This window comes from Psychrobacter sp. H26 (assembly GCF_059073035.1).
In genome coordinates this window covers 2,687,285-2,712,258 of record NZ_JCACRW010000001.1, presented here as the reverse complement: position 1 = coordinate 2,712,258, position 24,974 = coordinate 2,687,285, and the positions used below count along the sequence as shown (strand labels likewise).

General features: G+C 45.9%; 20 protein-coding genes. 3 read left to right on the top strand and 17 right to left on the bottom strand.

Annotation, left to right across the window (positions count from 1 at the left end; all coding sequences use genetic code 11):
• The first annotated feature begins 209 nt into the window (after window positions 1-209).
• Window positions 210-1,172 carry a biotin--[acetyl-CoA-carboxylase] ligase gene (locus AC5JPT_RS11265; protein WP_493858160.1) on the top strand — a complete coding sequence of 321 codons (963 nt, stop codon included), beginning with the start codon at window positions 210-212 and terminating at the stop codon, window positions 1,170-1,172.
• Window positions 1,173-1,247: 75 nt separating this feature from the next.
• Window positions 1,248-1,976, top strand: a complete 729-nt coding sequence (locus AC5JPT_RS11260; RefSeq protein WP_493858159.1) for a pantothenate kinase — start codon at window positions 1,248-1,250, stop codon at window positions 1,974-1,976.
• A 147-nt stretch (window positions 1,977-2,123) separates the two neighbouring features.
• Here AC5JPT_RS11260 and AC5JPT_RS11255 read toward each other — a convergent pair whose 3' ends face one another.
• The 13 genes from AC5JPT_RS11255 to AC5JPT_RS11195 all read right to left on the bottom strand — a co-directional run bounded on the left by AC5JPT_RS11255 (window position 2,124) and on the right by AC5JPT_RS11195 (window position 17,648).
• On the bottom strand, window positions 2,124-3,311 hold the full coding sequence (locus AC5JPT_RS11255) for an isovaleryl-CoA dehydrogenase (protein WP_493858158.1): 1,188 nt from the start codon (window positions 3,309-3,311) through the stop codon (window positions 2,124-2,126).
• Window positions 3,312-3,514: 203 nt separating this feature from the next.
• Entirely contained in the window at window positions 3,515-4,435 is a 921-nt protein-coding gene (locus tag AC5JPT_RS11250; protein WP_493858157.1) for a hydroxymethylglutaryl-CoA lyase, read from the bottom strand.
• Window positions 4,436-4,450: 15 nt separating this feature from the next.
• On the bottom strand, window positions 4,451-6,562 hold the full coding sequence (locus AC5JPT_RS11245; RefSeq protein ID WP_493858156.1) for an acetyl/propionyl/methylcrotonyl-CoA carboxylase subunit alpha: 2,112 nt from the start codon (window positions 6,560-6,562) through the stop codon (window positions 4,451-4,453).
• A gap of 69 nt (window positions 6,563-6,631) precedes the next feature.
• Window positions 6,632-7,438, bottom strand: coding sequence for an enoyl-CoA hydratase/isomerase family protein (locus tag AC5JPT_RS11240; RefSeq protein ID WP_493858155.1), 807 nt, complete (start codon window positions 7,436-7,438; stop codon window positions 6,632-6,634).
• 90 nt (window positions 7,439-7,528) lie between these two features.
• A complete protein-coding gene (locus AC5JPT_RS11235) occupies window positions 7,529-9,139 on the bottom strand; it encodes a carboxyl transferase domain-containing protein (RefSeq protein ID WP_493858154.1) in 1,611 nt (536 codons plus the stop codon).
• A 178-nt stretch (window positions 9,140-9,317) separates the two neighbouring features.
• Complete coding sequence (locus AC5JPT_RS11230) at window positions 9,318-11,096, bottom strand: AMP-binding protein (protein WP_493858153.1); 1,779 nt, start codon at window positions 11,094-11,096, stop codon at window positions 9,318-9,320.
• Between the two features lie 303 nt (window positions 11,097-11,399).
• Window positions 11,400-12,644: an FAD-dependent oxidoreductase gene (locus AC5JPT_RS11225; protein ID WP_493858152.1), complete on the bottom strand. Its 1,245-nt coding sequence runs from the start codon at window positions 12,642-12,644 to the stop codon at window positions 11,400-11,402.
• A 100-nt stretch (window positions 12,645-12,744) separates the two neighbouring features.
• Window positions 12,745-13,344, bottom strand: a complete 600-nt coding sequence (locus tag AC5JPT_RS11220) for a DJ-1/PfpI family protein (RefSeq protein WP_493858151.1) — start codon at window positions 13,342-13,344, stop codon at window positions 12,745-12,747.
• 84 nt (window positions 13,345-13,428) lie between these two features.
• Window positions 13,429-14,052: an FMN-binding negative transcriptional regulator gene (locus AC5JPT_RS11215; protein ID WP_493858150.1), complete on the bottom strand. Its 624-nt coding sequence runs from the start codon at window positions 14,050-14,052 to the stop codon at window positions 13,429-13,431.
• 231 nt (window positions 14,053-14,283) lie between these two features.
• Window positions 14,284-15,015 (bottom strand): amino acid ABC transporter ATP-binding protein, encoded by a 732-nt coding sequence (locus AC5JPT_RS11210; protein ID WP_319051235.1) that lies wholly within the window; start codon window positions 15,013-15,015, stop codon window positions 14,284-14,286.
• Between the two features lie 150 nt (window positions 15,016-15,165).
• On the bottom strand, window positions 15,166-15,834 hold the full coding sequence (locus AC5JPT_RS11205; RefSeq protein WP_319051088.1) for an ABC transporter permease subunit: 669 nt from the start codon (window positions 15,832-15,834) through the stop codon (window positions 15,166-15,168).
• Window positions 15,831-16,577: an amino acid ABC transporter permease gene (locus AC5JPT_RS11200; protein ID WP_319051089.1), complete on the bottom strand. Its 747-nt coding sequence runs from the start codon at window positions 16,575-16,577 to the stop codon at window positions 15,831-15,833. The genes AC5JPT_RS11205 and AC5JPT_RS11200 overlap by 4 nt, the downstream gene beginning before the upstream one ends.
• Window positions 16,578-16,676: 99 nt before the next feature.
• The gene (locus AC5JPT_RS11195) at window positions 16,677-17,648 is read right to left on the bottom strand and encodes a glutamate/aspartate ABC transporter substrate-binding protein (protein ID WP_493858149.1); all 972 of its coding nucleotides are present in this window, start codon (window positions 17,646-17,648) and stop codon (window positions 16,677-16,679) included.
• Window positions 17,649-18,066: 418 nt separating this feature from the next.
• Here AC5JPT_RS11195 and hslO point away from each other — a divergent pair, with 418 nt between their 5' ends.
• Window positions 18,067-19,047, top strand: a complete 981-nt coding sequence (gene hslO, locus AC5JPT_RS11190; protein ID WP_493858148.1) for an Hsp33 family molecular chaperone HslO — start codon at window positions 18,067-18,069, stop codon at window positions 19,045-19,047.
• A 117-nt stretch (window positions 19,048-19,164) separates the two neighbouring features.
• Here the strand turns inward: hslO and AC5JPT_RS11185 are convergent, their stop codons facing one another.
• From AC5JPT_RS11185 to AC5JPT_RS11170, 4 genes are all read right to left on the bottom strand, one after another.
• A complete protein-coding gene (locus tag AC5JPT_RS11185; RefSeq protein ID WP_493858147.1) occupies window positions 19,165-19,827 on the bottom strand; it encodes a hypothetical protein in 663 nt (220 codons plus the stop codon).
• A gap of 48 nt (window positions 19,828-19,875) precedes the next feature.
• Complete coding sequence (locus tag AC5JPT_RS11180; protein ID WP_493858146.1) at window positions 19,876-21,369, bottom strand: esterase/lipase family protein; 1,494 nt, start codon at window positions 21,367-21,369, stop codon at window positions 19,876-19,878.
• A 284-nt stretch (window positions 21,370-21,653) separates the two neighbouring features.
• Entirely contained in the window at window positions 21,654-23,861 is a 2,208-nt protein-coding gene (locus AC5JPT_RS11175) for a PhoX family protein (RefSeq protein WP_493858145.1), read from the bottom strand.
• A 371-nt stretch (window positions 23,862-24,232) separates the two neighbouring features.
• Window positions 24,233-24,949: a fumarylacetoacetate hydrolase family protein gene (locus AC5JPT_RS11170; protein ID WP_493858144.1), complete on the bottom strand. Its 717-nt coding sequence runs from the start codon at window positions 24,947-24,949 to the stop codon at window positions 24,233-24,235.
• Window positions 24,950-24,974 lie beyond the last annotated feature (25 nt).

Genomic DNA, 24,974 nt, shown 5'->3' with positions numbered 1-24,974 from the left:
TTGTAATACTGACTTAGGGCATACCTGTCATTCGACTCATAGCTATCCAAATGAGCGAGTGGTGAGAACATGCCCCAGTATTAATTTTATTTTGTACTCACATTTTTGATATGCTCAATTTTGTTTGCCAAACCTCAACCTGACCTTTATGCTGTCATTGACAATCGCCCAGTATACCAAAGTTTCCTTCAACCACATCGACTAAACTTATGCCACCACTCTCGAGTTTTTCCGCCTATTTATCTGAGCTCAACCACCGCCACGTCGTCAGTAGTGCCTCGACCAATAGCGAGCTGATAGATGCGCTACAGGATGGTACGCTAGATGCTGCTACCGTACACGTTTTGACCGCGGAGACTCAAAGCGCTGGACGTGGACAGCACGGACGATCATGGCAGTCACCGCGTGGCAATGTCTATCTGTCGCTATATCATCCTGTGCATACGCCAATCAGTGGGTTGTTGTCTTTGATTATTGGCCTTGAGCTGGCAAAGATGCCTGTCATCCAAATATTGAATGAGCAACTGCAAGCGCAAGGGTTAACTCCAGTAGGTGTGAAATGGGCAAATGATTTGGGCTTTTATCCCTCTCAAGAGGCTCATCGTATATCATCGGATAACGCCGCCGCACAGCAACAGCAACAGCAGCAACAGCCACACACATTACCTTTTCAAAAACTCGCTGGCATCTTAATAGAACCCGTGACCAAATCTGGCAAATTGGTCGGTGTGGTGCTGGGTATTGGTTTGAATGTAAAAGCGGCGCCAACGCTCACCGCGCAGACCTCTGAAGGGATGAGTTATCAGGCGATAAGCTTACACGATATCCATGCAATACTGCAGCCAGCAGCACAAGCCACCAGCCTACCAGACTTACAGACGCTGTATCAGCAGATGAGCAAAGCCTTGATGGCGGCGATGACACGCTTTGAGCATTTGGATATAGAAAAGCCAACAGGTCATACCTATTATTTAGACGGGTTTTTGCAGCAGTTTGCAGCAATGGACGCACTGGCAGGACTACGTCTACGCGTCACCCAAGACTATAATAATAAAAAACAAGTCGTCACAGGAGTGGCGTGCGGTGTCGATACGCATGGGTGTTTGCAATTGCAGCAAGATAACGGTAAGATTTCTACGCTTTTTACTGGACGCATAGACGTTATTTATTAGGCTTAGATGACTATATGGATGAACCCCATCATTAACGAGCACCATCACTAACGAGCACTTTGTAAAGGGACTTTTATGCTCTGGCTTGATCTTGGAAACACCCGCCTAAAATATTGGCTTACCGATGATATCGGGCAAATAGTCGCACATGATGCCAAGCAGCATTTGCAAGCACCTGCTGAGTTGCTCATGGGTCTAACTGATCGCTTCGAGCGGTATGCACCTGATTTTATTGGTATCTCATCCGTATTGGGCGACGATCTCAATGCCAAGGTCTCAGAGACACTTAGCCGTCTGAATATTCCGTTTGAGTTTGTTCATGTCGATGCTGCACATGCATTGATGAAAAGTGATTATAACGATCAGCAGCTCGGCTGTGATCGCTGGCTACAGATGCTTGGGGCGGTTGATAAGAAAAAACGCCAATGCGTGATTGGTTGCGGTACCGCAGTGACTATTGATTTGATTGATCATGCTGAGCATTTGGGCGGTTACATCTTTCCTAGTATTTACTTGCAGCGTGAATCACTGTTTTCTGGTACCAAACAAATCACGATCTCTAACGGTACTTTTGATAGTGTTAGCCAAGGCGTGACTACCCAAGATGCGGTTCATCGCGGGATACTATTGTCTATTGTTGGTGCCATTAATGAGATTAGCCGTCGTCATCCCAACTTTGAGGTGATTATGACGGGCGGAGATGCAGCGACTATTGCCCAGCATGTCAATCGCCCCGTACGCTTGCGTGATGATTTATTATTAAATGGATTGGCGCGATATTTTGATTACCATAACAAACCATAGTCACTCACAGATAACGCAATTAACGCAATGTTATGCCCATAAAAAAGCAGCACGTCTAAAACGTGCTGCTTTTTTTAGTATTATCTTTTGAAGATAGTTTTTATAAAACTTTAATCTTATTCAGCTCACCACTGCACTGATATCGCTTTACTTGGTTTCGTTAAATAGCTCACGACCAACCAGCATACGGCGAATCTCGCTGGTGCCTGCACCAATCTCATAGAGCTTGGCGTCGCGCCAGTAGCGACCTAGTGGGTACTCATTGGTATAGCCGTTGCCACCAAATATCTGAATACCCTCGCCTGCCATCCAAGTGGCTTTTTCGGCACACCATAGAATCACACTGGCGCAATCTTTACGCACTTCTCGGCTATGACCGGCACCGCGCGCATCTAACATATCCAAATTCTTGCCGACGGTATATAAGAAGCTACGACCAGCTTGTAGTATCGTATACATGTCTGCGACTTTGCCCTGAATCAACTGGAACTCACCAATCGCTTGACCAAACTGCTTACGATCATGGATATAAGGCACGACATTGTCCATTACTGCTTGCATGATACCGATAGGACCGGCGGCCAATACAGCACGCTCATAATCGAGCCCGCTCATCAGTACCTTCACGCCCTCATTGAGACTGCCTAAGATATTCTCGCTTGGTACGGTTACGTTATTAAAGGTCATCTCGCCCGTATGACTACCACGCATACCGAGCTTGTCGAGCTTTTGCGCGGTGCCAAAACCTTCCATACCTTTTTCAACGATGAATGCCGTCATGCCTTTGGCACCCATTTCAGGGTTGGTCTTGGCATAGACCACCATCACATCCGCATCAGGACCATTGGTGATCCACATTTTACTGCCATTTAAGACATAGTTGCCGTCTTTTTCTTCGGCTTTGAGCTTCATGCTAACGACGTCTGAGCCAGCGCCTGTCTCACTCATTGCTAAGGCACCGATGAACTCACCGCTGATGAGCTTCGGCAGATATTTTTGCTTTTGTGCCTCAGAGCCGTTGCGTTTAATTTGGTTGATACATAGATTAGAGTGCGCACCATAGCTAAGCGCTACCGATGCCGAAGCACGGCTGATCTCTTCCATCGCGACCATGTGTGCGACGTAACCCATGTTAGAACCGCCATACTCTTCAGGAACGGTAATACCATGTAGACCAAGATCACCCATCTTTTGCCACAGATCCATTGGGAACTCATCACTACTGTCAATCTCGGCAGCTCGTGGGGCGATTTCGTTTGCTGCAAATTGCTGCACAACATCACGTAGAGCATCGATATCTTCGCCAAGCTGAAAATTTAATCCAGGTAAACTCATAACCATTCCTTGTATATAAATGTTCTTAATTTTCGAATTTGAATCTGTTTTTTAAAGCCACTGTAACTGTATTTTTGCTACCGTTTTTAATGGTATAGTCCATTCAATGTGAGAGTATGGCAAGGCAACCGAGTGTAGATGTATATCAAATACTTCAAACAAGGTTAACGCTGTCATACCTTCACAGGGATTGACTATATTAATTAAGACTGACGTTTATTGATTAGAGCCCGAGCTACGTTTGAGCCATTTGGACGCTTCAAATATGCACTGATCCCTTCACCCGCCACGACCAGCTTATCTAAATCAATACCGGTGCTGATACCCATGCCATGCAGCATGTATACCACATCTTCAGTCGCAACATTGCCCGTTGCGCCTTTGGCATACGGGCAACCGCCGAGGCCAGCGACGGAAGTATCAAACTCACCAACCCCCATTTGTAATGCAGCCAAAGTATTGCTTAGTGCTTGACCATAAGTGTCATGGAAGTGCCCCGACAGCATCGTGATATCAGCGTATTCAAGCGCAGCTTGCAACGCTCTTTGTACTTTGAGTGGCGTACCCACACCGATCGTATCGGCAATGCCAATCTGCTCTGAGCCAATCTCGACCAATCGCTTGGTGACGTAAGCGACTTGGCTAGGGTCAATCTCACCTTCATAAGGACAGCCAACCGTACAAGAGATAACACCGCGTACTTTGATACCCTGCGCTTTTGCTGCCGCAGCCACTGGTGCAAACCGCTCAATACTCTCATCGATACTACAGTTGATATTTTTTTGGCTAAAGGTTTCACTCGCTGAACCAAAGATAACGACTTCATCAGGACGATGTACGATGGCATTTTCAAAGCCGCGCATATTAGGTACCAATACTGAGTAGCAAATGTCTGTCTGACGCGTAGGTTCAAGTGCGTCAAGCAGCGCACTATTATCGCCCATCTGTGGCACCCACTTCGGTGAAACAAAACTGGTTGCTTCTAGTTTTTTGACACCCGCTGCAATCAGATCATTAATGAGTGCTTGCTTAATAGCGGTCGGCACCGTCATCGATTCGTTTTGCAGTCCATCACGCGGACTGACATCGACGATAGTGACATGCTCTGGATACGAATGGCTCATACTTATTATCCTTTTCTATTCGCTTTCACTATCGATACGTAATAACTCATCACCATCAGCGACCAAATCACCTGCTGCAAACAATAGCTCTGCCACAGCCCCATCCGTCGGTGCCGTAATCGTATGTTCGATTTTCATCGCTTCGATGACGGCAAGTGGCTCGCCTTTTTTTACAGTATCGCCAACAGCTACTTTGAATGCAACCACTTGCCCTGGCATTGGTGATTTTAAGCTACCAACCGCTGCCGTATCCTCGCCTACATGTGCCATGATATCAATAAGCGTAATTTCATCACGTCCGCTATCTGTGAACACATAAACTGTCTCATTATTGACCCAGCTTTGGGCACTGATACGGGCACCCTCTAACCATAAGGTATGATTGTGCGCGTCACTGCTATCATAGCTGACTTGCCCTTCATAAACCGTTTCGGTCTGAGCAGCTACATTGATATTGCTATCATCCTGCGTATTCGCGATTTCTTTACCAATGATGAGCGTAAAACTACTGAGATTATCGCCGCCTTTTTTGCTATCAGCACCACTCGCATTATGCCAATTACTGATGCGAGCATTGTAGGCCTGCTCATCATAAACCAAGCTAAATGAACGAGTATAATCACTATACGCACGGAAACCCATTGGCTTGCTAAATGGATCTAAACCTTGCATGGTCGCCTCACTCTCAAGCTGTTGGGCAATAGCTGTCACCACAAGCGTCGATAATCCAAGCGGATGCTGGTCAAACAGCTTGTCCTGTTCGCGCTCAATCAAGGCGGTATCAAGATTGGCTTTGCTAAATGAATCGGTATTCAAAATATAACGCAAAAATGCCACGTTATTTGGCAGACCTACAATACGCGTCTGCGCCAACGCCCGATCTAGTCTAGCTAACGCTTGCTCGCGCGTAGGCGCATGGACGATCAGCTTGGCAATCATAGAGTCGTAGAAAGGACTGATGACATCACCCTCACGTACGCCATCATCGATACGCACATCAGTGCCGTTTTTATCAATGACAAACGTACTGTGCTCAGGCTTTTGATAAGTGAATAAAGTCCCAGTCGCTGGCAGGAAATTATTGTCAGGGTTTTCAGCGCAGATACGTGCTTCGATTGCATGACCGTTGATAGCCAGATCATTTTGCGTTTTTGGCAATGGCTGACCTGCAGCAACCAACAGCTGCCACTCAACCAAATCGACACCAGTAATGGCTTCACTAACAGGATGCTCAACTTGCAAGCGCGTGTTCATCTCCATGAAATAAAAATTCATAGAACCTTCACGCTGCTCCACAATAAACTCAACTGTACCTGCACCCACGTAATCAACCGCACGTGCTGCTTCGATTGCCGCTGTGCCCATTGCTTCACGCATGGCAGTATCGACACCTGGTGCTGGGGCTTCTTCTAATACTTTTTGATGACGGCGCTGTACGGAGCAGTCACGCTCAAACAGGTGCACGTAATTGCCATGTGTATCACCGAATACTTGGATTTCGATATGACGTGGTTTTAGGGCATATTTTTCAACCAACACTTGATCATTACCAAAACTAGTAATCGCTTCACGGCGACATGAGTCGAGCAGGTCAATAAAATCGCTGCTTTTTTCAACAATACGCATGCCTTTCCCGCCGCCACCGGCACTGGCTTTGATCAAGACAGGATAGCCAATACTATCGGCCTGTTGCTGCAAAAACTGGGCATCTTGGTTATCACCATGATAGCCCGGTATCAATGGTACGCCAGCCGACTCCATCAAGCGCTTGGATTCGGACTTACCGCCCATGGCACGGATAGCATCCGCCGATGGACCGATAAACACCAAGCCAGCATCTTGGCAGGCTTTTGCAAAGTCTGCGTTCTCACTTAAAAATCCATATCCTGGATGAATCGCTTGGGCGCCCGTTTGCTTAGCGATAGCAATAATAGCATCGCCTTTGAGATAACTGTCTTTCGGTGCCGAACCACCTAAATAAATTGCTTCATCACAGACCGCTACATGCTTAGCACTGCGGTCCGCATCAGAATAGACAGCAACGGTACTGACGCCAAGACGCTTAGCAGTCGCAGCCACTCGGCAAGCAATTTCACCACGGTTGGCGATTAGAATTTTAGAAAACATAACTATCCCTGTGTCTTGTCGTTGTTATTTGACGTCTTGTCTATTTGCTCATTTATCTATTACTTATCGTTAATCTGCTGTCAGCCAATCAGGTTTACGCTTTTGTAGAAAGGCTTGCACGCCCTCGCGACCTTGTGCCGATGAGCGAATATCAGCGATACCTTTGACCGTATCCGCAATCAACTCATCTGTAATAGGCGCACCAGCGACATCGTGTAATAGTTGTTTGCAGGTTTTGACTGCATCTGGACTGTTTTTGACGACCTTATTACAGAACGCAGCCACTTCATCGCTCAGCCACTCTTCGCTGACACGCTCATGAATAAAGCCAAGCTGCCGCGCCTTTTTAGCATCAAACACTTCAGCACTTAAGAAATAACGCTGCGAGGCTCTAGCACCTAGCGCTCGGATGACATAAGGGCTGATAGTGGCAGGCGCTAAGCCTAACCGCACTTCACTGAGACAGAAATTAGCAATCTTAACGGCGATAGCCACATCACAAACAGCAACTAAGCCCATACCACCTGCGTAGACATCGCCTTGAATAGCTGCGACTGTCGGCTTAGGACATTCATAAATAGTCTTGAGCATTTGCGCCAATTTATCAGCATCCGCTAGATTCTCTTCATAACTATAATCCGCCATGGCACGCATCCAATTAAGATCAGCACCTGCACAAAATGCCTTACCCGCAGCCGCTAATACAATGACACGCACCTCGTCATCAGCACCAAGGGTGGTGAAAGCATCGTTCAGCTCGGCAATCATCTCATCGTTAAAGGCGTTACGTATCTCAGGACGGTTTAACGTCACGGTAGCGACGTGTTGTTTTATATCGACTAATAGACTTTTATAATTATTAATATCGTTTTGCATGGTTCTCTCTTCTTTTGATCACGATCCGCTATCTTTACTAACGAATACCGTTATTGAATGTCATTAAATAGTTAGCACTGACCCTTGATCTTACATTCTAAAGACACCAAACGTCGTCTCTTCAATTGGCGCGTTGTAAGCGGCGCTCAACCCTAGTGCCAACACATTACGCGTATCAGCAGGATCAATCACGCCGTCATCCCACATGCGCGCGGTGGCATAGTACGGATGGCCTTGCTCTTCGTACATCTCACGAATTGGCGCTTTAAATGCAGCTTCATCCTCCTCACTCCACGACTCACCTTTTCGATCAAAATTATCACGCTTGACCGTTGCCAGTACCGATGCCGCTTGCTCACCGCCCATAACAGAGATACGCGCGTTTGGCCACATCCATAAGAAGCGCGGGCTATAAGCGCGACCACACATACCGTAGTTACCAGCACCGAACGAGCCACCAACGATGACGGTGAATTTTGGCACTTTAGCATTTGCTACTGCCATCACCATCTTGGCACCATGACGAGCGATACCTTCGTTCTCGTATTTACGACCAACCATAAACCCTGTGATGTTTTGCAGGAACACCAACGGTATTTTGCGTTTACAGCATAGCTCGATGAAATGTGTGCCTTTTTGGGCAGATTCACTAAATAAGATGCCATTATTCGCAATGATACCTACAGGCATCCCTTCGATATGAGCGAATCCGCACGCTAACGTTGTGCCAAAGCGCGCTTTGAACTCATCAAAGGCACTGTCGTCAACGATACGGGCGATAATTTCTCTGATGTCAAATGGCTTGCGCTTGTCCGTTGGAATCACGCCGTATAGTTCTTTGGCATCATAACGCGGCGGACGCGGTGTGATTTGATTGGGAATATTTTTCGCTGGGCGATTGAGATGACTGACGATATTACGAGCGATAGATAGTGCATGGGTATCGTTTTGCGCTAGATGATCGACCACACCTGAGAGCCGCGTATGTACATCACCGCCGCCCAAATCTTCTGCGGTGACCTCTTCACCAGTCGCTGCTTTGACCAGTGGCGGACCACCCAAAAATATAGTGCCTTGTTCTTTTACAATAATAGACTCATCGCTCATGGCAGGCACATACGCACCACCAGCCGTACAGCTGCCCATGACCACAGCAATCTGCGGAATGCCTGCCGCACTCAGGTTGGCTTGGTTAAAGAAGATACGGCCGAAGTGCTCCTTATCAGGGAACACATCATCTTGATTGGGTAAGTTGGCACCACCTGAGTCGACTAGATAGACGCATGGCAAATGGTTTTCTTGCGCAATCTCTTGAGCACGTAGATGCTTTTTGACGGTCATTGGGTAGTATGTGCCACCTTTTACTGTGGCATCATTACAGACAATCATGCACTCGACCCCATTGATGCGGCCGATACCAGCAATCACACCCGCCGCTGGAATCTCTTCACCATACATATCATGCGCGGCCATTGGCGCCACTTCTAAGAACGGTGTACCCACATCCAGCAGACGCTCGACCCGCTCACGTGGTAACAGTTTGCCACGTGCAAGATGCTTGGCACGTGCGCGCTCCGAGCCACCTTGAGCGACTTTGCGCAAGTGTATATACAGGTCATCGACAATCTCTTGCATCGCAGCACTGTTTTGCTGAAAGTCGCTTGAGTTCGGACTCAATTTACTGGTTATAGTAGCGCTCATGATATCCCTTTTTCTTTTATACATAGATACGTAATTACGAGTAGCTTGTTATGCGAGTCGCTTTTTAGATGCGCAGTCATTTATTTAAATATTACTGGCCGCTGTTTTAATGGCTACTCACATGGTTCATCTTTTATGTTTTGGGGCTGATAAACAAGTTTAGAGCTGATACGCAAGGCTATTGCAGACCCAACTCTTCTTTCATTTGCTCAATAATTTTATACTTTTGGATTTTGCCTGTGATGGTCATCGGATATTCAGTCACAAAGCGATAGTATGCCGGCACTTTATAATGAGCGATATGCTCACTACAAAACTCTCGTACTTCCTCTTCGGTCAAGCAGCCAGGTTCTTTAGGAACAATCCATGCTGCAAGTACTTCGCCATATTTTTCATCTGGTATACCGACGATCTGCACATCGCGAATCTTTGGATGACGGTAGAGGTAGTTTTCGATTTCTACCGGATAGATATTCTCGCCACCACGGATGACCATATCTTTACTACGACCGACGATTTTGACATAGCCGTCTTCATCCATTGTCGCCAGATCACCTGTATGCATCCAACCATCTTGGATGGCTTCACGTGTCTTGAAGCGACTGCCCCAATAGCCTTTCATCACTGAATAGCCACGTGTGAGCAGCTCACCTGTCTCGCCTAACGCTACGATCTCACCCGTTGCGGTATCAACGACTTTTACTTCTAGCGCAGGCTGTACTAGCCCCACGGTCGAGACTTGCTTATCAAGTGGCGTGTGCTCATTGGTCTGACAAGACACAGGACTGGTCTCTGTCATACCATAGGCAATGGTCACTTCACTCATATGCATATTATCGATGACGCGGCGCATGACCTCAATCGGACAGCTGGACCCTGCCATGATACCTGTGCGTAGCGTCGATAGATCAAAGTTTTCGAACTCAGGATGGTCGAGCTCTGCGATAAACATCGTTGGCACGCCATGCAGACCTGTACATCTCTCTTCTTCTACAGCTTGCAATACAGTCAGTGGCTCAAAGCCATCATTTGGATAAACGATACAACCACCATGCGTAAGAATCGCTAGGTTGCCAAGTACCATGCCAAAGCAATGATATAGCGGTACAGGGATGCACAGTCTGTCTTCTTCAGTGAGGTTCATCGCCTCACCAATGAAGTAACCATTGTTTAAGATATTGCGATGGCTTAAAGTGGCGCCTTTTGGTGTACCTGTCGTGCCACTGGTGAACTGTACATTGATAGCATCGGTATTTTTGAGCTGAGCTTGGCGCTCTGCGACACGTGGATCATTGGCATTACCCTCGCTCATCCAGCTTGAGAATTTCTGCATAAAGCCAAAGGTCTCATCAGACTCTGGCTCATCAATCCAAATGATACGCTCAATCGTTGGAATCTCAACCAAATCAAGCTGTGTGTAGTCTTTGTGATAAATCTCAGGACACAGCTCACGGATTAGGCCAGCATAATCACTGGTTTTAAAATGGCGCATAAGTACAAGCGCTGAACAGCCCAATTTATTTAGAGCATATTGCAACTCAAAGGTGCGGTAGGCAGGATTGATATTGACAAGGATGACGCCGACTTTTGCTGTGGCTAACTGCATCAGTAGCCATTCAGCATTGTTATGTGACCAGATACCGATACGATCGCCAATCTCAAGCCCCATCTCAATCATACTACTGGCCAGCTGATTGACTTGCTGCTGCAGCTCACGATATGTCCAGCGGATGTTTTGATGACGAACAACCAATGCTTCGCGATTAGGATATTTAGAGACAATAGCATCAAAAAAGTCGCCGATTGTCGCCTCAATCAGTGGCACATCAGGACCTTTATCATAGCTTTGAGTGAGCGGTGCATTTGCTGAGCGCGCGCCCATATTGATACTAGGAATGTTGTTTAAAATGGCATCGAAGTCAACGCGAGTCGAATCGAAATCGGGAGTTTGAGTCATAACGAGTCCTTTCGTTTTACTTTTTATGTGCTGATTGATCGCTTGTATACAAACCTTCTTCCGTGATGAGGCCGTGCATAGCGTTCAGCTACTATAACGCCATAGGCAAAAGCCTGTCAACAATATCAATACAATATGTATCATTTAATTAGTCATAAAAAATGCTTGCTCAGAGAGATATAACGAAACATAGCATAAAATCATGGCAAATTTTTGACACAAAAAAGCCAGCCCTATTAACCGTTATAGGGCTGGCACAGTCATAAACGCTGTTTTTAAACGTGCTTACTAAAAGCCAGTTTATTATGATGCTTTAGGAGTGGCAGGTGCTTTTATCGTTACCGTTGCACTAACAGCATCATTCTCATCCAGCAAATCCATAACAAGCTCATCATCACTTTCGGTTTTGACTTGCCAATTGCCAGTCGCTTGCGGCACACCCGTCACCATTACAGAGATCGCTTTGTTTTTTAGGCGAATCATAGGCGGCTTATGATCGTAGCCATCATGCTCATGGCCTAAGATATCATCAGCGATGGTCGCAGCCTGTGCCCGCAGCGGTGCGACATAGCGACACGCGACTCCATTGATAGACATGCAGTCACCAATGGCATAGATGTTCGCCGCGTTGGTACGCAGTGTCGCTGCATCAACCACAATACCCGTACGACGATCGAACTCCACGCCAGCCGCAGTCGGCAGTTGAGCGTCAACGGTCAGACCTGTACTGGCAATCACGTGATCGACAACTAGCGGCTCAAGCGACTGAGCATCAGTACTGCCTTCGGTCGAGGCGATCGGGGCATAGTCTACTTGTAGCTTCTCAGCATCTTCACTGCTATCGCCAACACGGGTAACTGTTGATACTTGATAACCACCCAAGAACTGAATACCTTGCGACTCGACTGCCTTAGCAATACGCGCCGTCGCCTTAGCTGGTAGCATTTGTGATAGCGGTGCATCATTGAGATCAATCAGCGTTATTTTATGCCCTGCTTTGAGCAAGTCTTCTGCAATCTCTGTCCCCACCATACCCGCACCAACGATTGCAACGTGTTGGCTACCGGTTGCCAGTTTTTCTTGTAGCTGACCGAAACGCTCAATATGATTGACATGCCAGACCAAATCTTGTGGCAAGCTCTTAGGGAAGATAGGATGTGCGCCCATTGCTAGCACCATTTTTTCATAACTAATGGTCGTCGGTGTGTTGTCTGAGTGCTTGGTAGCACGCAGTTGTAGGGTTTGGCTCACCGGATCAATATCTGTTACCTCTGTATTGGCCAGCAAGGTTACGTCTGCTGTTTGCGCCGCATCTACGCCCGTCGCCCTTACTAAATCTGACGCGCGTTTGTTTTGACTGATTGCCATGGTCAGCATCGGTTTGTGATAACGATCACCACTATCCGCTGTGATCAAAGTGATTGGAATGGCTTTATCTTTGGCACGAATAGCATCAATCACATGCCAGCCTGCTAATCCTGCACCAATGATGACGACACCTGTTTTCGTTGATGCTGGCGACGTTGTAGATAGGTTTTCTGCGCTCATAATAGCTCCAATATAGATAAGGAATTGTTTTAATTATCGATAATAATGCCGGCTATTGTATCAGTAAACAGACATACACTCATCTATCTAGCCACGTGTATTAGTCAATATCGAATTCCATACGATGGGCAGTTGCACGCATGGTGTCACTATCTATTAATTTCTTTACACAGTATAGGCTGGCATGGATGCCTGCACTGATCCCCGCTGATGTGACAATACTACAGGTATCATCGCTTGCATCCACAAAGCGCTGCTCAGAGATAACATTAATGTCGGGATATGACGCCAGATTATCCAGATCCATCCAATGAGTAGTTGCCGAGCGACCAGCGAGCAAACCTGCCTTTGCTAGTAACAAGGCACCTGTACACACTGAGAGTGTCAGTACTGCCACGTTTGTTTGGGCAATAATCCAATCAATCACTGCCTTATTATGTATTTCTGTTTGTTCAGCACCATAACCACCAGGAACTATCAACACATCAATAGCTGGATGAGAGGCAAAACTATAATCAGGAATAACCTGCAGACCGTTTCTGGCAGAGATCGGTGCTTGATGCTCAGCAATAGTAATAACCTCAAAGTGCTTATCGCTTGCGCCGTTCTCCGCCAACGAGAACACCTCAAAAGGCCCAGCAAAGTCCAGTACTTCTACCTCGTTAAATAGAAGTATGCCAACCGTTAGTCTTAGCGTCATAGCTTGTCCTAGTAAGAGTGAGTTAGATTGATATCGTTAAGTAATATTTGATCCAGTTATATTGTACTATTCCTACAGCCTTAACTAATCAATCAGCGCCGCCATGGCATCTGCTTTTGCCGTCTTACACCGTTTTAGTCCTGCTACGACCCCTGCTTTATTATCCGCTGTTTTGTTTTGACTCAGCTTAAACTGTGCTTGAATGTCTGTAATACTGATGCGAATACCAACAATTGCTCGACAAAGTGCCTGAATATAATTTTCTGGCGCATCATCAAGTGACCAAGGAGTAGGCTGATTGGCTTCAAAATCTTGAGTGAGTTCCGATAATATTTCCGTCAATACCATAGGGTCGGTCAACAGACTAACTGAGCCTTTGATATGCACACTACGATAGTTCCAAGTCGGCACTTCTTTGTGTGTTATTGCTTTACTTGGGTACCAATTGGGACTGATGTAATGACCCGCATCCTGAAATATAATCAGCCATGGTGCATCGAGATTATCATAGTCGTTCAAAGCGTTTACTTTGGCGATGTGACCGTATAGGCAACCGTACTCACTACCATCATCCTGCCAATACATGGGGATATGACAAGCCTCTAGTCCATTCTGTGTTTGTACAACAACGGTCGCTAGAGGTTGCTCTTTGATAAATGCTTTTATCGTATCAAAACGCTCTTCTTTAAATGCTTTAGGAGTAAACATAGCAGGCTCCAAGTCGTTTTTTGAATAACCATAGAAGAGAGAGTAAATACAAAGCGCCCTATCAAAGAGAGCATTTCGCTGTCCTTAATAGGGCGCTTTGTGTAACCATTAATAGTAAAAAGTATATTAGTGGACGTGTCTTTTTACTAGAAGCGGTACTGTTAGTAGCATGACGATTAATAGCATTACGATTGCAAACAGTGCCATCAATAGTCGCAAATCAAAATACGATCAATGATTCAAAATCTTTGATAAGAATTGCTGTGCACGTTCACTTTTTGCACCCTCAAAGAACTCATCCTTGCTGCAATTTTCTACGACATGTCCTTCATCCATAAAGATAATACGATTGGCAACCTGACTGGCAAAACCCATTTCATGCGTCACGCACATCATAGTCATACCATCACGAGTCAGCTCAACCATCACGTCGAGCACTTCTTGAATCATCTCAGGATCAAGAGCGGATGTCGGCTCATCAAAGAGCATCGCCACAGGGTCCATAGCCAGTGCACGAGCAATCGCCACACGCTGCTGCTGACCACCAGAGAGCTCAGCTGGATATTTTGCTGCCTGTACCGTCAGACCGACGCGGTCTAGGTATGCCATGGCTTTTTGCTTGGCCTCGCTTTCTTTGCGTCCCAATACTTTGATCTGTGCGACGGTCAGATTATCAATAATCGTCAAATGCGGAAACAACTCAAAATGTTGAAACACCATGCCGACACGGCTACGTAACTTGGGTAAATTGGTCTTTGAATCACCGACAGAGACACCATTGACCATGATTTCCCCTTTTTGAAAGGGCTCAAGTCCATTGACCGTCTTAATTAAGGTTGATTTACCGCTACCTGATGGGCCACAAACCACGACCACATCCCCTTTATGTACATGCGCGGTACACTCCTTCAGTACCTGAAAGTCTCCATACCATTTACTGACATTGGACATTTGAATGACCATCTCATCACTAGCATGACCACTGTTGGTGACCAGTCCGCCAAAGGCATTTAAGTATGTATCCGCTGTGCTCATCACTGGCTCCTAACTACATTGTTTTTGATAACTGTTATTTAAGACGTCATCATCCAAAAAATCACATCAAGTACCGCATCAGAACCGCAGACGCTTTTGAATACGCTGCACCCCAATAGAGGCACTCAAGCTAATCACAAAATAGACAGCACCAGCACCTAAGATATAAGGTGTGAGTAATCCCATAAGCTCACCGCGAACGTATGCGGCACGGAAAAAATCTGTCAAACCAATCGCAAATACCAGTGTGGTATCTTGGAACAGAATAATACACTGCTGCAAAATCAGTGGCAGCATCTTACGAAAGGCTTGCGGCAAGATAACCAGACTCATGGTTTGTCTATATGTCATGCCCAGTGCTTTGGCAGCATTGACCTGTCCGCTGCCAATCGATTGGATACCAGCACGTACCACTTCTGAGAAGTAAGCGGCCTCAAACATCATAAAGGCAACCACACAAGACGCAAAAGCAGCATCAAGTTGCAAGTACTTGCCTGTTACCCCCAGATAAATCATCGGTACCGCAAAATAAAACCACAGTAGTACCAGTAGCAGCGGTACAGAGCGGAAGTAATTGACGTACAGCTTCGCTGGAATCTCAAGCGCTTTGATGCCTGATAAGCGCATCAATGCCAATACGGTTCCTAGACTGATACCGCCCAAAATAGCCAAAAACAGCACTTTTAAGGTGGTGATCATGCCGCCCATCAAACCAGGATAGGCGGTTGCCAATTCGGTCATATTCATTTCTGACCTCCTGCAATGAGTCCGGGTACACGCAATTTACGTTCAATCAGTCCCATAATAGCAATCAAGGACAGATTGAAAACCAAGTAGATAATCGTCGCATAGGTATAAATTTCAATGCTGTTTTGGGTATACTCGCTGATGGTCTTGGTTTGACTGATCAGCTCCATTACCCCAACAAGCGAGGCGACAGATGCGTTTTTAAAGCAGTTGGTCAGCTCAGAGCTGAGTGGCGGTAAAATAATACGAAAGGCTTGCGGCAGTAGTACTTCTTTGTAGACTTGCGGAATACTAAACCCTAGTGCATAGGCTGCATTGATCTGCCCATCAGGCAGTGACTCAATACCTGTACGTACCTGCTCGACGATACGAGCAGCGGTAAATAGACCCAGACCGATACTGGCTGATAGCATGGCTGAGGTATTCGGAGACAACTCCTTGTACCACCATTCTTGTATCGTGGGCGTAAGCCAGCCAGGTGCAATATAGAACCAAAAGAACAACTGGACTAATAGTGGAATATTACGAAAAAACGTCACATATGCCGTACCAATGGTACGAGCAGTCTTATTGGGCAGCGTACGCATGATACCAAAGATGGTACCGACGACCATAGCGATGGTCCAGGCAATACTACCAATCAATAGCAGCCAGCCTAGACCAGTAATCATCCAATGGATATAAAGCTCGTTACCGATACCAGTCTGCTCAAAGAGCACACCCCAGTTCCAGCTATAATTCATGGTTGTCTCTCCGAGCAGCGATTGATAAGCCTAAACGTCACAGACAGCATCACAAGCTATCTGAGCGTATAGGCAAGCTATATTGAGGGACAATGAGCGTTACTGAGCCGTTGCAACTTTTGGCTGAGCGCTGTCATGTGGATTGGCAATCAACGCTTTTAGGTTGTCTGACATCTCAAAGTTTAGATTGACGTTCTTTGGCGGGATTGGGTTCAAGAACCATTTGTCATAAATGCTATTGATTTCGCCTGAGCTAAAGACATTGGTCAATGCTTCATCAACCACTGCTTTGAATTCAGGATCGTCTTTACGCATCATACAACCGTAAATCTCAAACGACTGTGGCTCACCAACGATAACCCACTCATCAGGATTTTTTGCTTTGGCTTGTTCACCAGCGAGCAGTACATCGTCCATCATAAAGGCATCAGCGCGGCCGTTTTCTAGCATCAAGAAAGCTTCGCCATGATCTTTTGCTGAGATGATATTGGTATCCATCTGATTGTCATCATTGTACTGACGAATATAGCGCTCTGACGTCGTACCTGCCGTAGTCACCAAAGTCTGACCTTTTAGGTCTTCAAAGTCTTGAATGCCAGAGTCTTTTTTGGTCAGTAAGCGTGTACCAATTTCAAAGAAACCGTTAGAGAATGCCACTTGTTTTTGACGCTCTTCGTTATTGGTGGTTGAGCCACACTCAAAATCTACCGTACCGTTTTGTACCAGTGGGATACGGGTTTGTGAGGTCACCAGGTTATAACGAATGTTGAGGTCTGGCATGTTTAGCTTTTGCTTGACGGCTTCTACTACCTTCATTTCTAGGTCATGTGCATAACCGATAGGCTGGTTAGGGTCATCAGCAATATAAGAAAAAGGGATAGAGGAGTCACGGTGACCGACAACGATGGTACCCGAGTCTTTGATTTTTTGTAGCGTACCATTCATGGTTTCTGTCGCGGTTGCATCATCTGCTGGCGCTTCAGTGCTAGTATCACTGCTGTTGCTACAACCCGCTAAGCCAAGTGCCATAAAGGCTACCAAAGTCAACGGTTTAGAAAATGAGTAGGTCATGAAATACATCCTTTTATCACAAGATTAATGAGTGCTTGAACGACATAGGTCTAATTGGACGACCTAACTGCGCCGCATCCGTACAGTTGTTGCTGTTGTTTATCACAATGCAATTTAATGTTACTGTACAACAAAATTGCACTCGATGGTGAATTTTTTTCGAGAGAATCTATATCTACATAGATATCTATCTTTGGTTAAACGCCAGTGATTTACTGCTGCTATAAGGTTATAAACTCGAACCAATAAAGGCTATATAGGCTGTGATCAATAAAAGCTTGTATAGATATAGCCTTATTATTTAGACCGCTTATTGGGTTTTGCTATACAAGCTAGTCATCGCAGTATGATAAATACAATTGATAAATCGGCAGCAATCCCCATAAAGCAAACAACTTCCTTATACTACAAATGACTTATGACACAAGATACCCAAGTCCCAAATACGGACAGCCAAACTACTGACACTCATGGTAGTAACGACATTCGCCAACGTTTCTTTATTGAAGACTCTCCAGTGCGCGGCGACGTCGTGCGCCTATCACGTAGCTATGCAAGCACCATTGCTCAAAAGCCTTATCCCGAAGCCATCAAACGCTTGTTGGGTGAAATGTTGACCGCAGCGAGTTTGCTCATCAGTACGGTCAAAATCAACGGTCGCTTATCTATTCAATTGCAGTCGTCAGACAGTGATAGTCTACTGAACTGGGCAATGGCAGAATGCGATCAAGACGGTATCATCCGTGCGCTTGCCAGCTGGAAAGGTGAGACAGATGAGCAAATACAAGCATGGGACAACATGACTCATGCCAAAGACGCCTTTGCTGAGTTGGGCGCAATGGGGCAAGGCGTCTTGTTTATCAATATCCAACCTGATGGCGGTGAGCCGTACCAAGGTATCGTTGAGCGTAGCCATGACAATCTAGCAGACTGCTTGGCACATTATCAAAAGCAATCGGCACAGATTCCGACATTGATTAACTTGGCATCTGATGGCCTACAAGCGGGTGGTATATTGGTACAGATGCTACCGCGTACTGCTGAAGAAACATCTGAAGTTGAGCAAAACCAAGATGCCGGTATCGATGATGACTTATGGACTCGTCTGAGCGTGCTGACGCGTACGGTTAAGGCAGAAGAGCTGACTACATTGGATGCTAACGAAATACTCTATCGCTTGTATCATGAAGAAAACGTCGTCGCGCCTGAGCCTGCTCCCTTAGCCTTTGGGTGCACCTGCTCACGCGAAAAATGCGAGATGGCAATCGAGCAAATCGGTGAGGCAGAAGCGTTAGACATTATCGATGAGCAAGGCGGCACGTTTGAGATGGATTGCGGATTCTGCGGTGAAGTCTATAAATTTAATAAAGATGATGTAGCAGCAATATTTGCTGAGTAATTTTTCTTACTTGCTATAAATCAGTATTTATAAAAAAACCCTCAAGTGTGATGCTTGAGGGGTTTTTTATTTTTGCAATTTTAAAAAGTATGTGACTGCTTTTACATTGAACTGTCTTTAGTCTTGATGCCATTTTTTCATGTAATCAATCGCCATAGTATTGATTGCCTGCCAGTCAGCTAAATGTTTTTTTGAAAACTGAAGTCTTACATAGTTATTGTACTCAGGATACATATACTCCATTTGGCAAATCCTATCTTGGTCTTCATCAATTGTAGGCATACAGCGAATCGTGATCGGCACGTCTGTATAAGTACTTCCTATATAGTATATAAAGGGATTATCGCCTGATCCGATATATGCCTCTAGTTCATAAGCATCTTTATCAAGACCTCTATTTTCTTCTTGCTTGATAGCATCTATTCTAGTCGGTATATCAGCACCTTCAATTTTTGAGTTTTTAGCTGCCCAGTAAAACTCTATAATATTATTGTCATAATCAAAGACATTTGGGTTTTTATCATTATTATTGAGGCCTCGACCACTTGGCCAAAAGAAATACCCATGACCCATATCCGTCTCAAAACTGGCATAACTACCCGTATCTGGTCTGACAATATGGTTTAAGGGAATAACGTATTTGTCACCCTCTACATCTACTTTAATTTGAGCGTTGGGGTCGTGTACACTTGGCTTTGCACAGCTAGTAACTATGAGTGCGCTGCCTAATAGCAAAGATACATTTCTCAGTAGCACTTTCTGAGATGATAAAAACGTCATTGCGCAGTACATATAACGCAGATAACTCGAAATGATCCTCACTGTTCTCTACACCGCCACAGCCAAACTTCTAGGATAAGAATGTATGCGAGGACGTCCGGCATAGTCACTTCGACCGTTGTCGAACAGCCATTCAACGACTTGCTCACGTACCCGTCGACTATGAATTAAGTTCATATGGTTCACACCATAAAATATCGCTTTGTGACCATCTGGCACAAACAAAGCATGCTCAGCATCGTCTTCACCCAACGCTGATGCCACCGAGACCAGACTATCACCTAGCAGATCAGTCATCTTAGAGTCATAATGCGTCTCGAGCAAAGCACTAGCGACAAAGTAGGTTTTAATCCCGCTTGGCAGACGCGCAGGATGGCGGAAATCTTGTGGTAATACGCTGCGTCCCTCTAGTGCCTGCCAGTCAGCATCACGAATACTGCCGTGACGTAGATCAATGATACCAGCACTACGCATGTCACCGAGTTTGGCAAGTGAGCCTGCAAATGGCAACTTGGCAATGATGTCTTGTACATAATTACCGATACGCTCAAGCACTGCTCCATGATGCGGGGAGCCTAGGGTGATGAGATTACCCACGCGCTTTATCCAGTCCAAGCGCTCTTGCTCACCATAAAACAGCGCACTACGGGAAACTAATCCACCCATACTGTGACCAACCAAATCTATCTGACTGATATCTGGGTTATCATCGACCAAGTCCTGTAGTAGCTGAGAGAACTTATGACCGCTACGTGAGATACGTCGCCCTGTATTGTAATCTAAGTACAGCACGGTAGTATCAGGCTGACTGACATGTACCGCATCGCCTAGGTTATTATTTTCTTGTGCATGCCAGCTCAAATGGCTCATACACAAACCATGGCAAAAGATAACGATACGTCCAGATAGGATCTGTTCTTGGGGACTGCCATCTTTGTTGTATAACATCATCGGGACAGCGAGTGCGTTTTGATTGTTGACCAAATGGTCGCCCATGACACCATTGATGACATTGACCAATTTTTTTAATGAGTCAGGCAATGGTTGAGCCGTTTTTTGGACGATGAAGTTTTTGTATATTCGTAGGATAGAGGCTAGATTATTACCGACCATTAGCATGATATGGCGTATCGTGCCATAGATGCGTCCAGTAAAACCGCGCTGCCACTTATTCAGATGCTTATCATTGAATCGACCCATCGGACGCAAGATAACCTCACGGTGAATAGCTTCAACTATTTCAGTGATCTCGACCACACCCATTGTTGCAAGCTGCGCCAATCCTTCAAAAAAGTCCGCCAAAGAGACAGGCTTTTTGACGGCTTCGTTGCCGTCGTCTGTGTCTGCTAATAACTTGACCAGCTCATCCATATCGATTGCTTCGAGCTGATCTATCTGCTCATACCAATCACTATGCAGCGGTACGCTAGCATCTGAGAAAAAATGCGCATCAAGTTCATGGTGATTGCGAGTATAATTGCTATCATTTTGAGCGCTACTGTCACTAACACTAGGGTTATAAAACAAATTTTGGCTGCTCATAATATTGACACATTTAGCGATAAGGATAGTTTTCCATACTATCCTTTAACTGTCGCAAATAGAAGCGAATGATTTGATTTCAGCGTCCATTAGTGACCAAAAGAGAGATATAGATGATAAACGGTGGCTTTGTCATCATAAAAGCGTTATTCAGCATATACACCCAAACAAAAATCCCAAGCCATGACTTGGGATTTTTTATATAGTTTTAGTACTTTTAGCTATGCGATAGACCATTATTTATCTGACTGTTCTATCTGGTTGTTTTGCATCACTGTTTTCGCTTATTGCGCCGAGCTATCTGTCTTATCGAATGATTCTGCCAGTATGACATCACCATCATCACGTGTGATCATCACAGTCGCGGAACGAGGAATATTGCCACCAGCGACCGCACCCCAAGTATTGCCTGGATGCTGAATATTAATAAACAAGGTTTTGAAATCTGGTGCCATAGTAATGCCTGTGACTTCACAGCCCTCAGGACCGACAAAGAAGCGTTTGATATTATCATTGCTAGCAGATGTGCCCACTCGGGTTGACTGCCCTGCTGATGTGGTGGTCATCGATCCATCACTGACCTCACCCGGTAGTGCGGCCAGCAGCATGCAGCTACTGGTATCAGTATAAGCGCCATCATCTGTCTGAATCCATAAGACGCCGCGTGGATCAAAATACAAGCCATCAGGTGAAGAAAAATCGTTGTTGTCATTCAGCCCAGATAGGTTTTCTGCTGACAGATCATTTGGCGCACCAAACAGATAGATATCCCACTCAAAGCTCGTTGCAGCATGATCGCCACCCGCTTCTGCCCAGCGAATGATATGACCATTGTCATTGCCATCATTATTATAACTGCGAGGATTGGATGCTGAGACAGGTTGATCATCGCGCACACCGCGATATTTGTTATTGGTCAATGTCACATAGACATCGCCTGTCATCGGACTGACCGATACCCATTCAGGTCGATCCATCTTAGTAGCGTTCAGCGCGTCAGCAGCAGCGCGAGCAAATACGAGCACCTCATCTTGCCCATTAAACGGCAATACGCTGTTAGAAGAATCTAAACCGTTTTGACCATGAACGAGGGCTTTCCACTCGCCGCTACCATCTTCATTGAAGATCGCAACGTATAGTGTGCCGTCATTAAGATACTTATCACCCGCTGCTAATCCACCACCGATATCTGAATTTGACCAGACTGCTGTAGATACAAACTTATAGATGTACTCGCCGCGCGCATCATCACCCATATAGAACACCACTGGCTTGCCTTGCTCTACAGGGGCATAGGCACAGTTTTCGTGAGCAAAACGGCCCAGGGCAGTTCGTTTTTGCGGTACAGAGTTCTGGTCAAATGGGTCAATCTCGGTAATATAACCAAACGTATTAAAACCATAGCGATAGTCCTCAGCGGCGCTGGCACCGACGGCCGTCATATCCCAGCGTGAGAACTCGTCTGTTATCTTAGCGTCATTTGCATCTGGGGTATGCCATAGATACTCCCAGCCTGGGAAGTTCTCTGTCGCACCATAGCGCTCACGCCCGTAGTTATCACCAGTACTCAATTGACTGGCATCTTGTCCACGGGCGAACACTCCCAAAAAGTTCTCTTCTGTGGTCAGATAAGTACCCCAAGGTGACAGTCCTGCACCGCAGTTGTTGTTGATACCGCGAGTCTGAAAGCCTGTTGGATCAAACTTGGTTTTGACCAGATCAGAGCCTGCTACAGGACCTGCTAATTGCGCAGTCGTACTACTGGTAATACGGCGGTTGTATTTTGAGTTTGCTACCATCTCATAGCCATTGCCATCCGCACGGCGAGTGAGCTCAACCACCGAGACACCATGACAGTTAACCTCGCGGCGCACGTCGCTTGCAAGACGTCGGTTTTTGAAGATAGGAGCCGCATCATTATCCTGAGTGACATAGTAACCAAAAGGACTGAGCTCACTGCTGTTGACGTATTCGTGATTCATGACTAATAGGCTGTTTTCTGAAGCTTTGGCATCGTAAGCATTACCGTTTTTGCCAAAGAACCACATGCCGTCGTGGTTATCGCCCATACGCCACTCAAATGATTCGGCAGACTGTTCGCGGTTGTCTTTCCAATCCTCAATACCCGACATGAGCGGTGTGCCAAGCGGCAAGATCATCTCAGCGGTGTAGCCTGCTGCTACCGTCATAGTATCCGCAGTTGAGTGCGCGACTGCCTCAAACTTCAACGTATCCGGACGACTCAAATCCCCTTGTGCAGGGATAGCGGCGTTATTGTCATTGCCTACAATATTACCGTCGTCATCATCACTACAACCAACCAATGGTAGTGCGCCAAAAAACGCAGCAGCCGTCAATCCTGTGCCCCCTTTTAGGATGCTTCGGCGGTTCAATCGACGATTGATAATCGTCTGAAAATCAGTATTGTTAGTAGGGTTTGAGTCTTCAACCACTTCGTGGGCAAGCGTTCGCTCATTGTTCAATAATGTCATTATCAGTCACCTTGCTATTAGGCTAGATTGGCGGAGGGTGGGTCGCGGCGTTGCAATTACAACCACAAAAATATGAATTCCGCTTAAGTCTACTGATCCTTTATGACAGCACGCTGAACGATAGATGACAAAATAATGACAATTGTCGGCTCGATGACAACTAAGCACAATTGAGCCAATAAGAACCATCAAGCAGACAAGATAGTGTAATAATCAGACTCAATATAAAAAGCACAAAATACAAAGAACACAAACGCAAAAAACCCCAAGCGATTGCTTAGGGTTTTTGATATGTATTACTACAAGCTGTCATTGCTAGCCGTTGTTAAAAGATATTATTGTAAATAATGGCTTCAGCTATCTTAGCAAGCCTATCGTACTTGCGATGTCCACTCATGAGCGCCCAACGTGAGGGTAAGCTTATCTCCTGCTTGCAAGACGCCTACGCCACTTGGTGTGCCAGTCATAATCACATCGCCTGCCTGCAAATTAAAGGCATGACTGATATTGACCAGTAGCTCATAGACGGGAAACAGCATCAAAGCACTATCACCATCTTGCGTCAGCGTGTCATTGATAGACAGCTGATACTGTACATTTTGAAGATTGCCAAACGCTTGTGGGTCAAGCCAATCAGCAAGCACGCATGCCCCATCAAAACATTTGGCACGCTCCCACGGATGACCTTTTTCTTTTAACTTGCTTTGCAAATCACGCAAGGTCAAATCCAACCCTAACGTCACCCCGCCTATTGCTTGCTGCGCCTGCTCAATCGTCGCCATGGACAAATCAGCGGATAGCTGAATGCATAGTTCAGCCTCATAATGCGTCTCGCCAAGCTGCTCTGGATTGGGTCGGATCACATCGCTACGCATAGAAACCACCGAAGACGCTGGCTTCATAAATAGTATTGGCGATGACGGCACTTCATTGCCCAACTCTGCAGCATGCGCCGCATAATTACGACCCACACAGACCACTTTACCAATAGTAGCGCGTAGACTGTCGTTATGGTTATTAATGCTTTGCTCTTGATTGACACCCGCTGCGATAGCATTGGCTAACGATACATGTGGCGATTGGCTCATACTAGACTCTCCCTGTAAATGATGA

Coding starts and splice junctions, on each gene's coding strand:
- AC5JPT_RS11265 (WP_493858160.1), top strand. CDS start 210: ATGCCACCACTCTCGAGTTTTTCCGCCTATTTATCTGAGCTCAACCAC.
- AC5JPT_RS11260 (WP_493858159.1), top strand. CDS start 1,248: ATGCTCTGGCTTGATCTTGGAAACACCCGCCTAAAATATTGGCTTACC.
- AC5JPT_RS11255 (WP_493858158.1), bottom strand. CDS start 3,311: ATGAGTTTACCTGGATTAAATTTTCAGCTTGGCGAAGATATCGATGCT.
- AC5JPT_RS11250 (WP_493858157.1), bottom strand. CDS start 4,435: ATGAGCCATTCGTATCCAGAGCATGTCACTATCGTCGATGTCAGTCCG.
- AC5JPT_RS11245 (WP_493858156.1), bottom strand. CDS start 6,562: ATGTTTTCTAAAATTCTAATCGCCAACCGTGGTGAAATTGCTTGCCGA.
- AC5JPT_RS11240 (WP_493858155.1), bottom strand. CDS start 7,438: ATGCAAAACGATATTAATAATTATAAAAGTCTATTAGTCGATATAAAA.
- AC5JPT_RS11235 (WP_493858154.1), bottom strand. CDS start 9,139: ATGAGCGCTACTATAACCAGTAAATTGAGTCCGAACTCAAGCGACTTT.
- AC5JPT_RS11230 (WP_493858153.1), bottom strand. CDS start 11,096: ATGACTCAAACTCCCGATTTCGATTCGACTCGCGTTGACTTCGATGCC.
- AC5JPT_RS11225 (WP_493858152.1), bottom strand. CDS start 12,644: ATGAGCGCAGAAAACCTATCTACAACGTCGCCAGCATCAACGAAAACA.
- AC5JPT_RS11220 (WP_493858151.1), bottom strand. CDS start 13,344: ATGACGCTAAGACTAACGGTTGGCATACTTCTATTTAACGAGGTAGAA.
- AC5JPT_RS11215 (WP_493858150.1), bottom strand. CDS start 14,052: ATGTTTACTCCTAAAGCATTTAAAGAAGAGCGTTTTGATACGATAAAA.
- AC5JPT_RS11210 (WP_319051235.1), bottom strand. CDS start 15,015: ATGGTCATTCAAATGTCCAATGTCAGTAAATGGTATGGAGACTTTCAG.
- AC5JPT_RS11205 (WP_319051088.1), bottom strand. CDS start 15,834: ATGAATATGACCGAATTGGCAACCGCCTATCCTGGTTTGATGGGCGGC.
- AC5JPT_RS11200 (WP_319051089.1), bottom strand. CDS start 16,577: ATGAATTATAGCTGGAACTGGGGTGTGCTCTTTGAGCAGACTGGTATC.
- AC5JPT_RS11195 (WP_493858149.1), bottom strand. CDS start 17,648: ATGACCTACTCATTTTCTAAACCGTTGACTTTGGTAGCCTTTATGGCA.
- hslO (WP_493858148.1), top strand. CDS start 18,067: ATGACACAAGATACCCAAGTCCCAAATACGGACAGCCAAACTACTGAC.
- AC5JPT_RS11185 (WP_493858147.1), bottom strand. CDS start 19,827: ATGACGTTTTTATCATCTCAGAAAGTGCTACTGAGAAATGTATCTTTG.
- AC5JPT_RS11180 (WP_493858146.1), bottom strand. CDS start 21,369: ATGAGCAGCCAAAATTTGTTTTATAACCCTAGTGTTAGTGACAGTAGC.
- AC5JPT_RS11175 (WP_493858145.1), bottom strand. CDS start 23,861: ATGACATTATTGAACAATGAGCGAACGCTTGCCCACGAAGTGGTTGAA.
- AC5JPT_RS11170 (WP_493858144.1), bottom strand. CDS start 24,949: ATGAGCCAATCGCCACATGTATCGTTAGCCAATGCTATCGCAGCGGGT.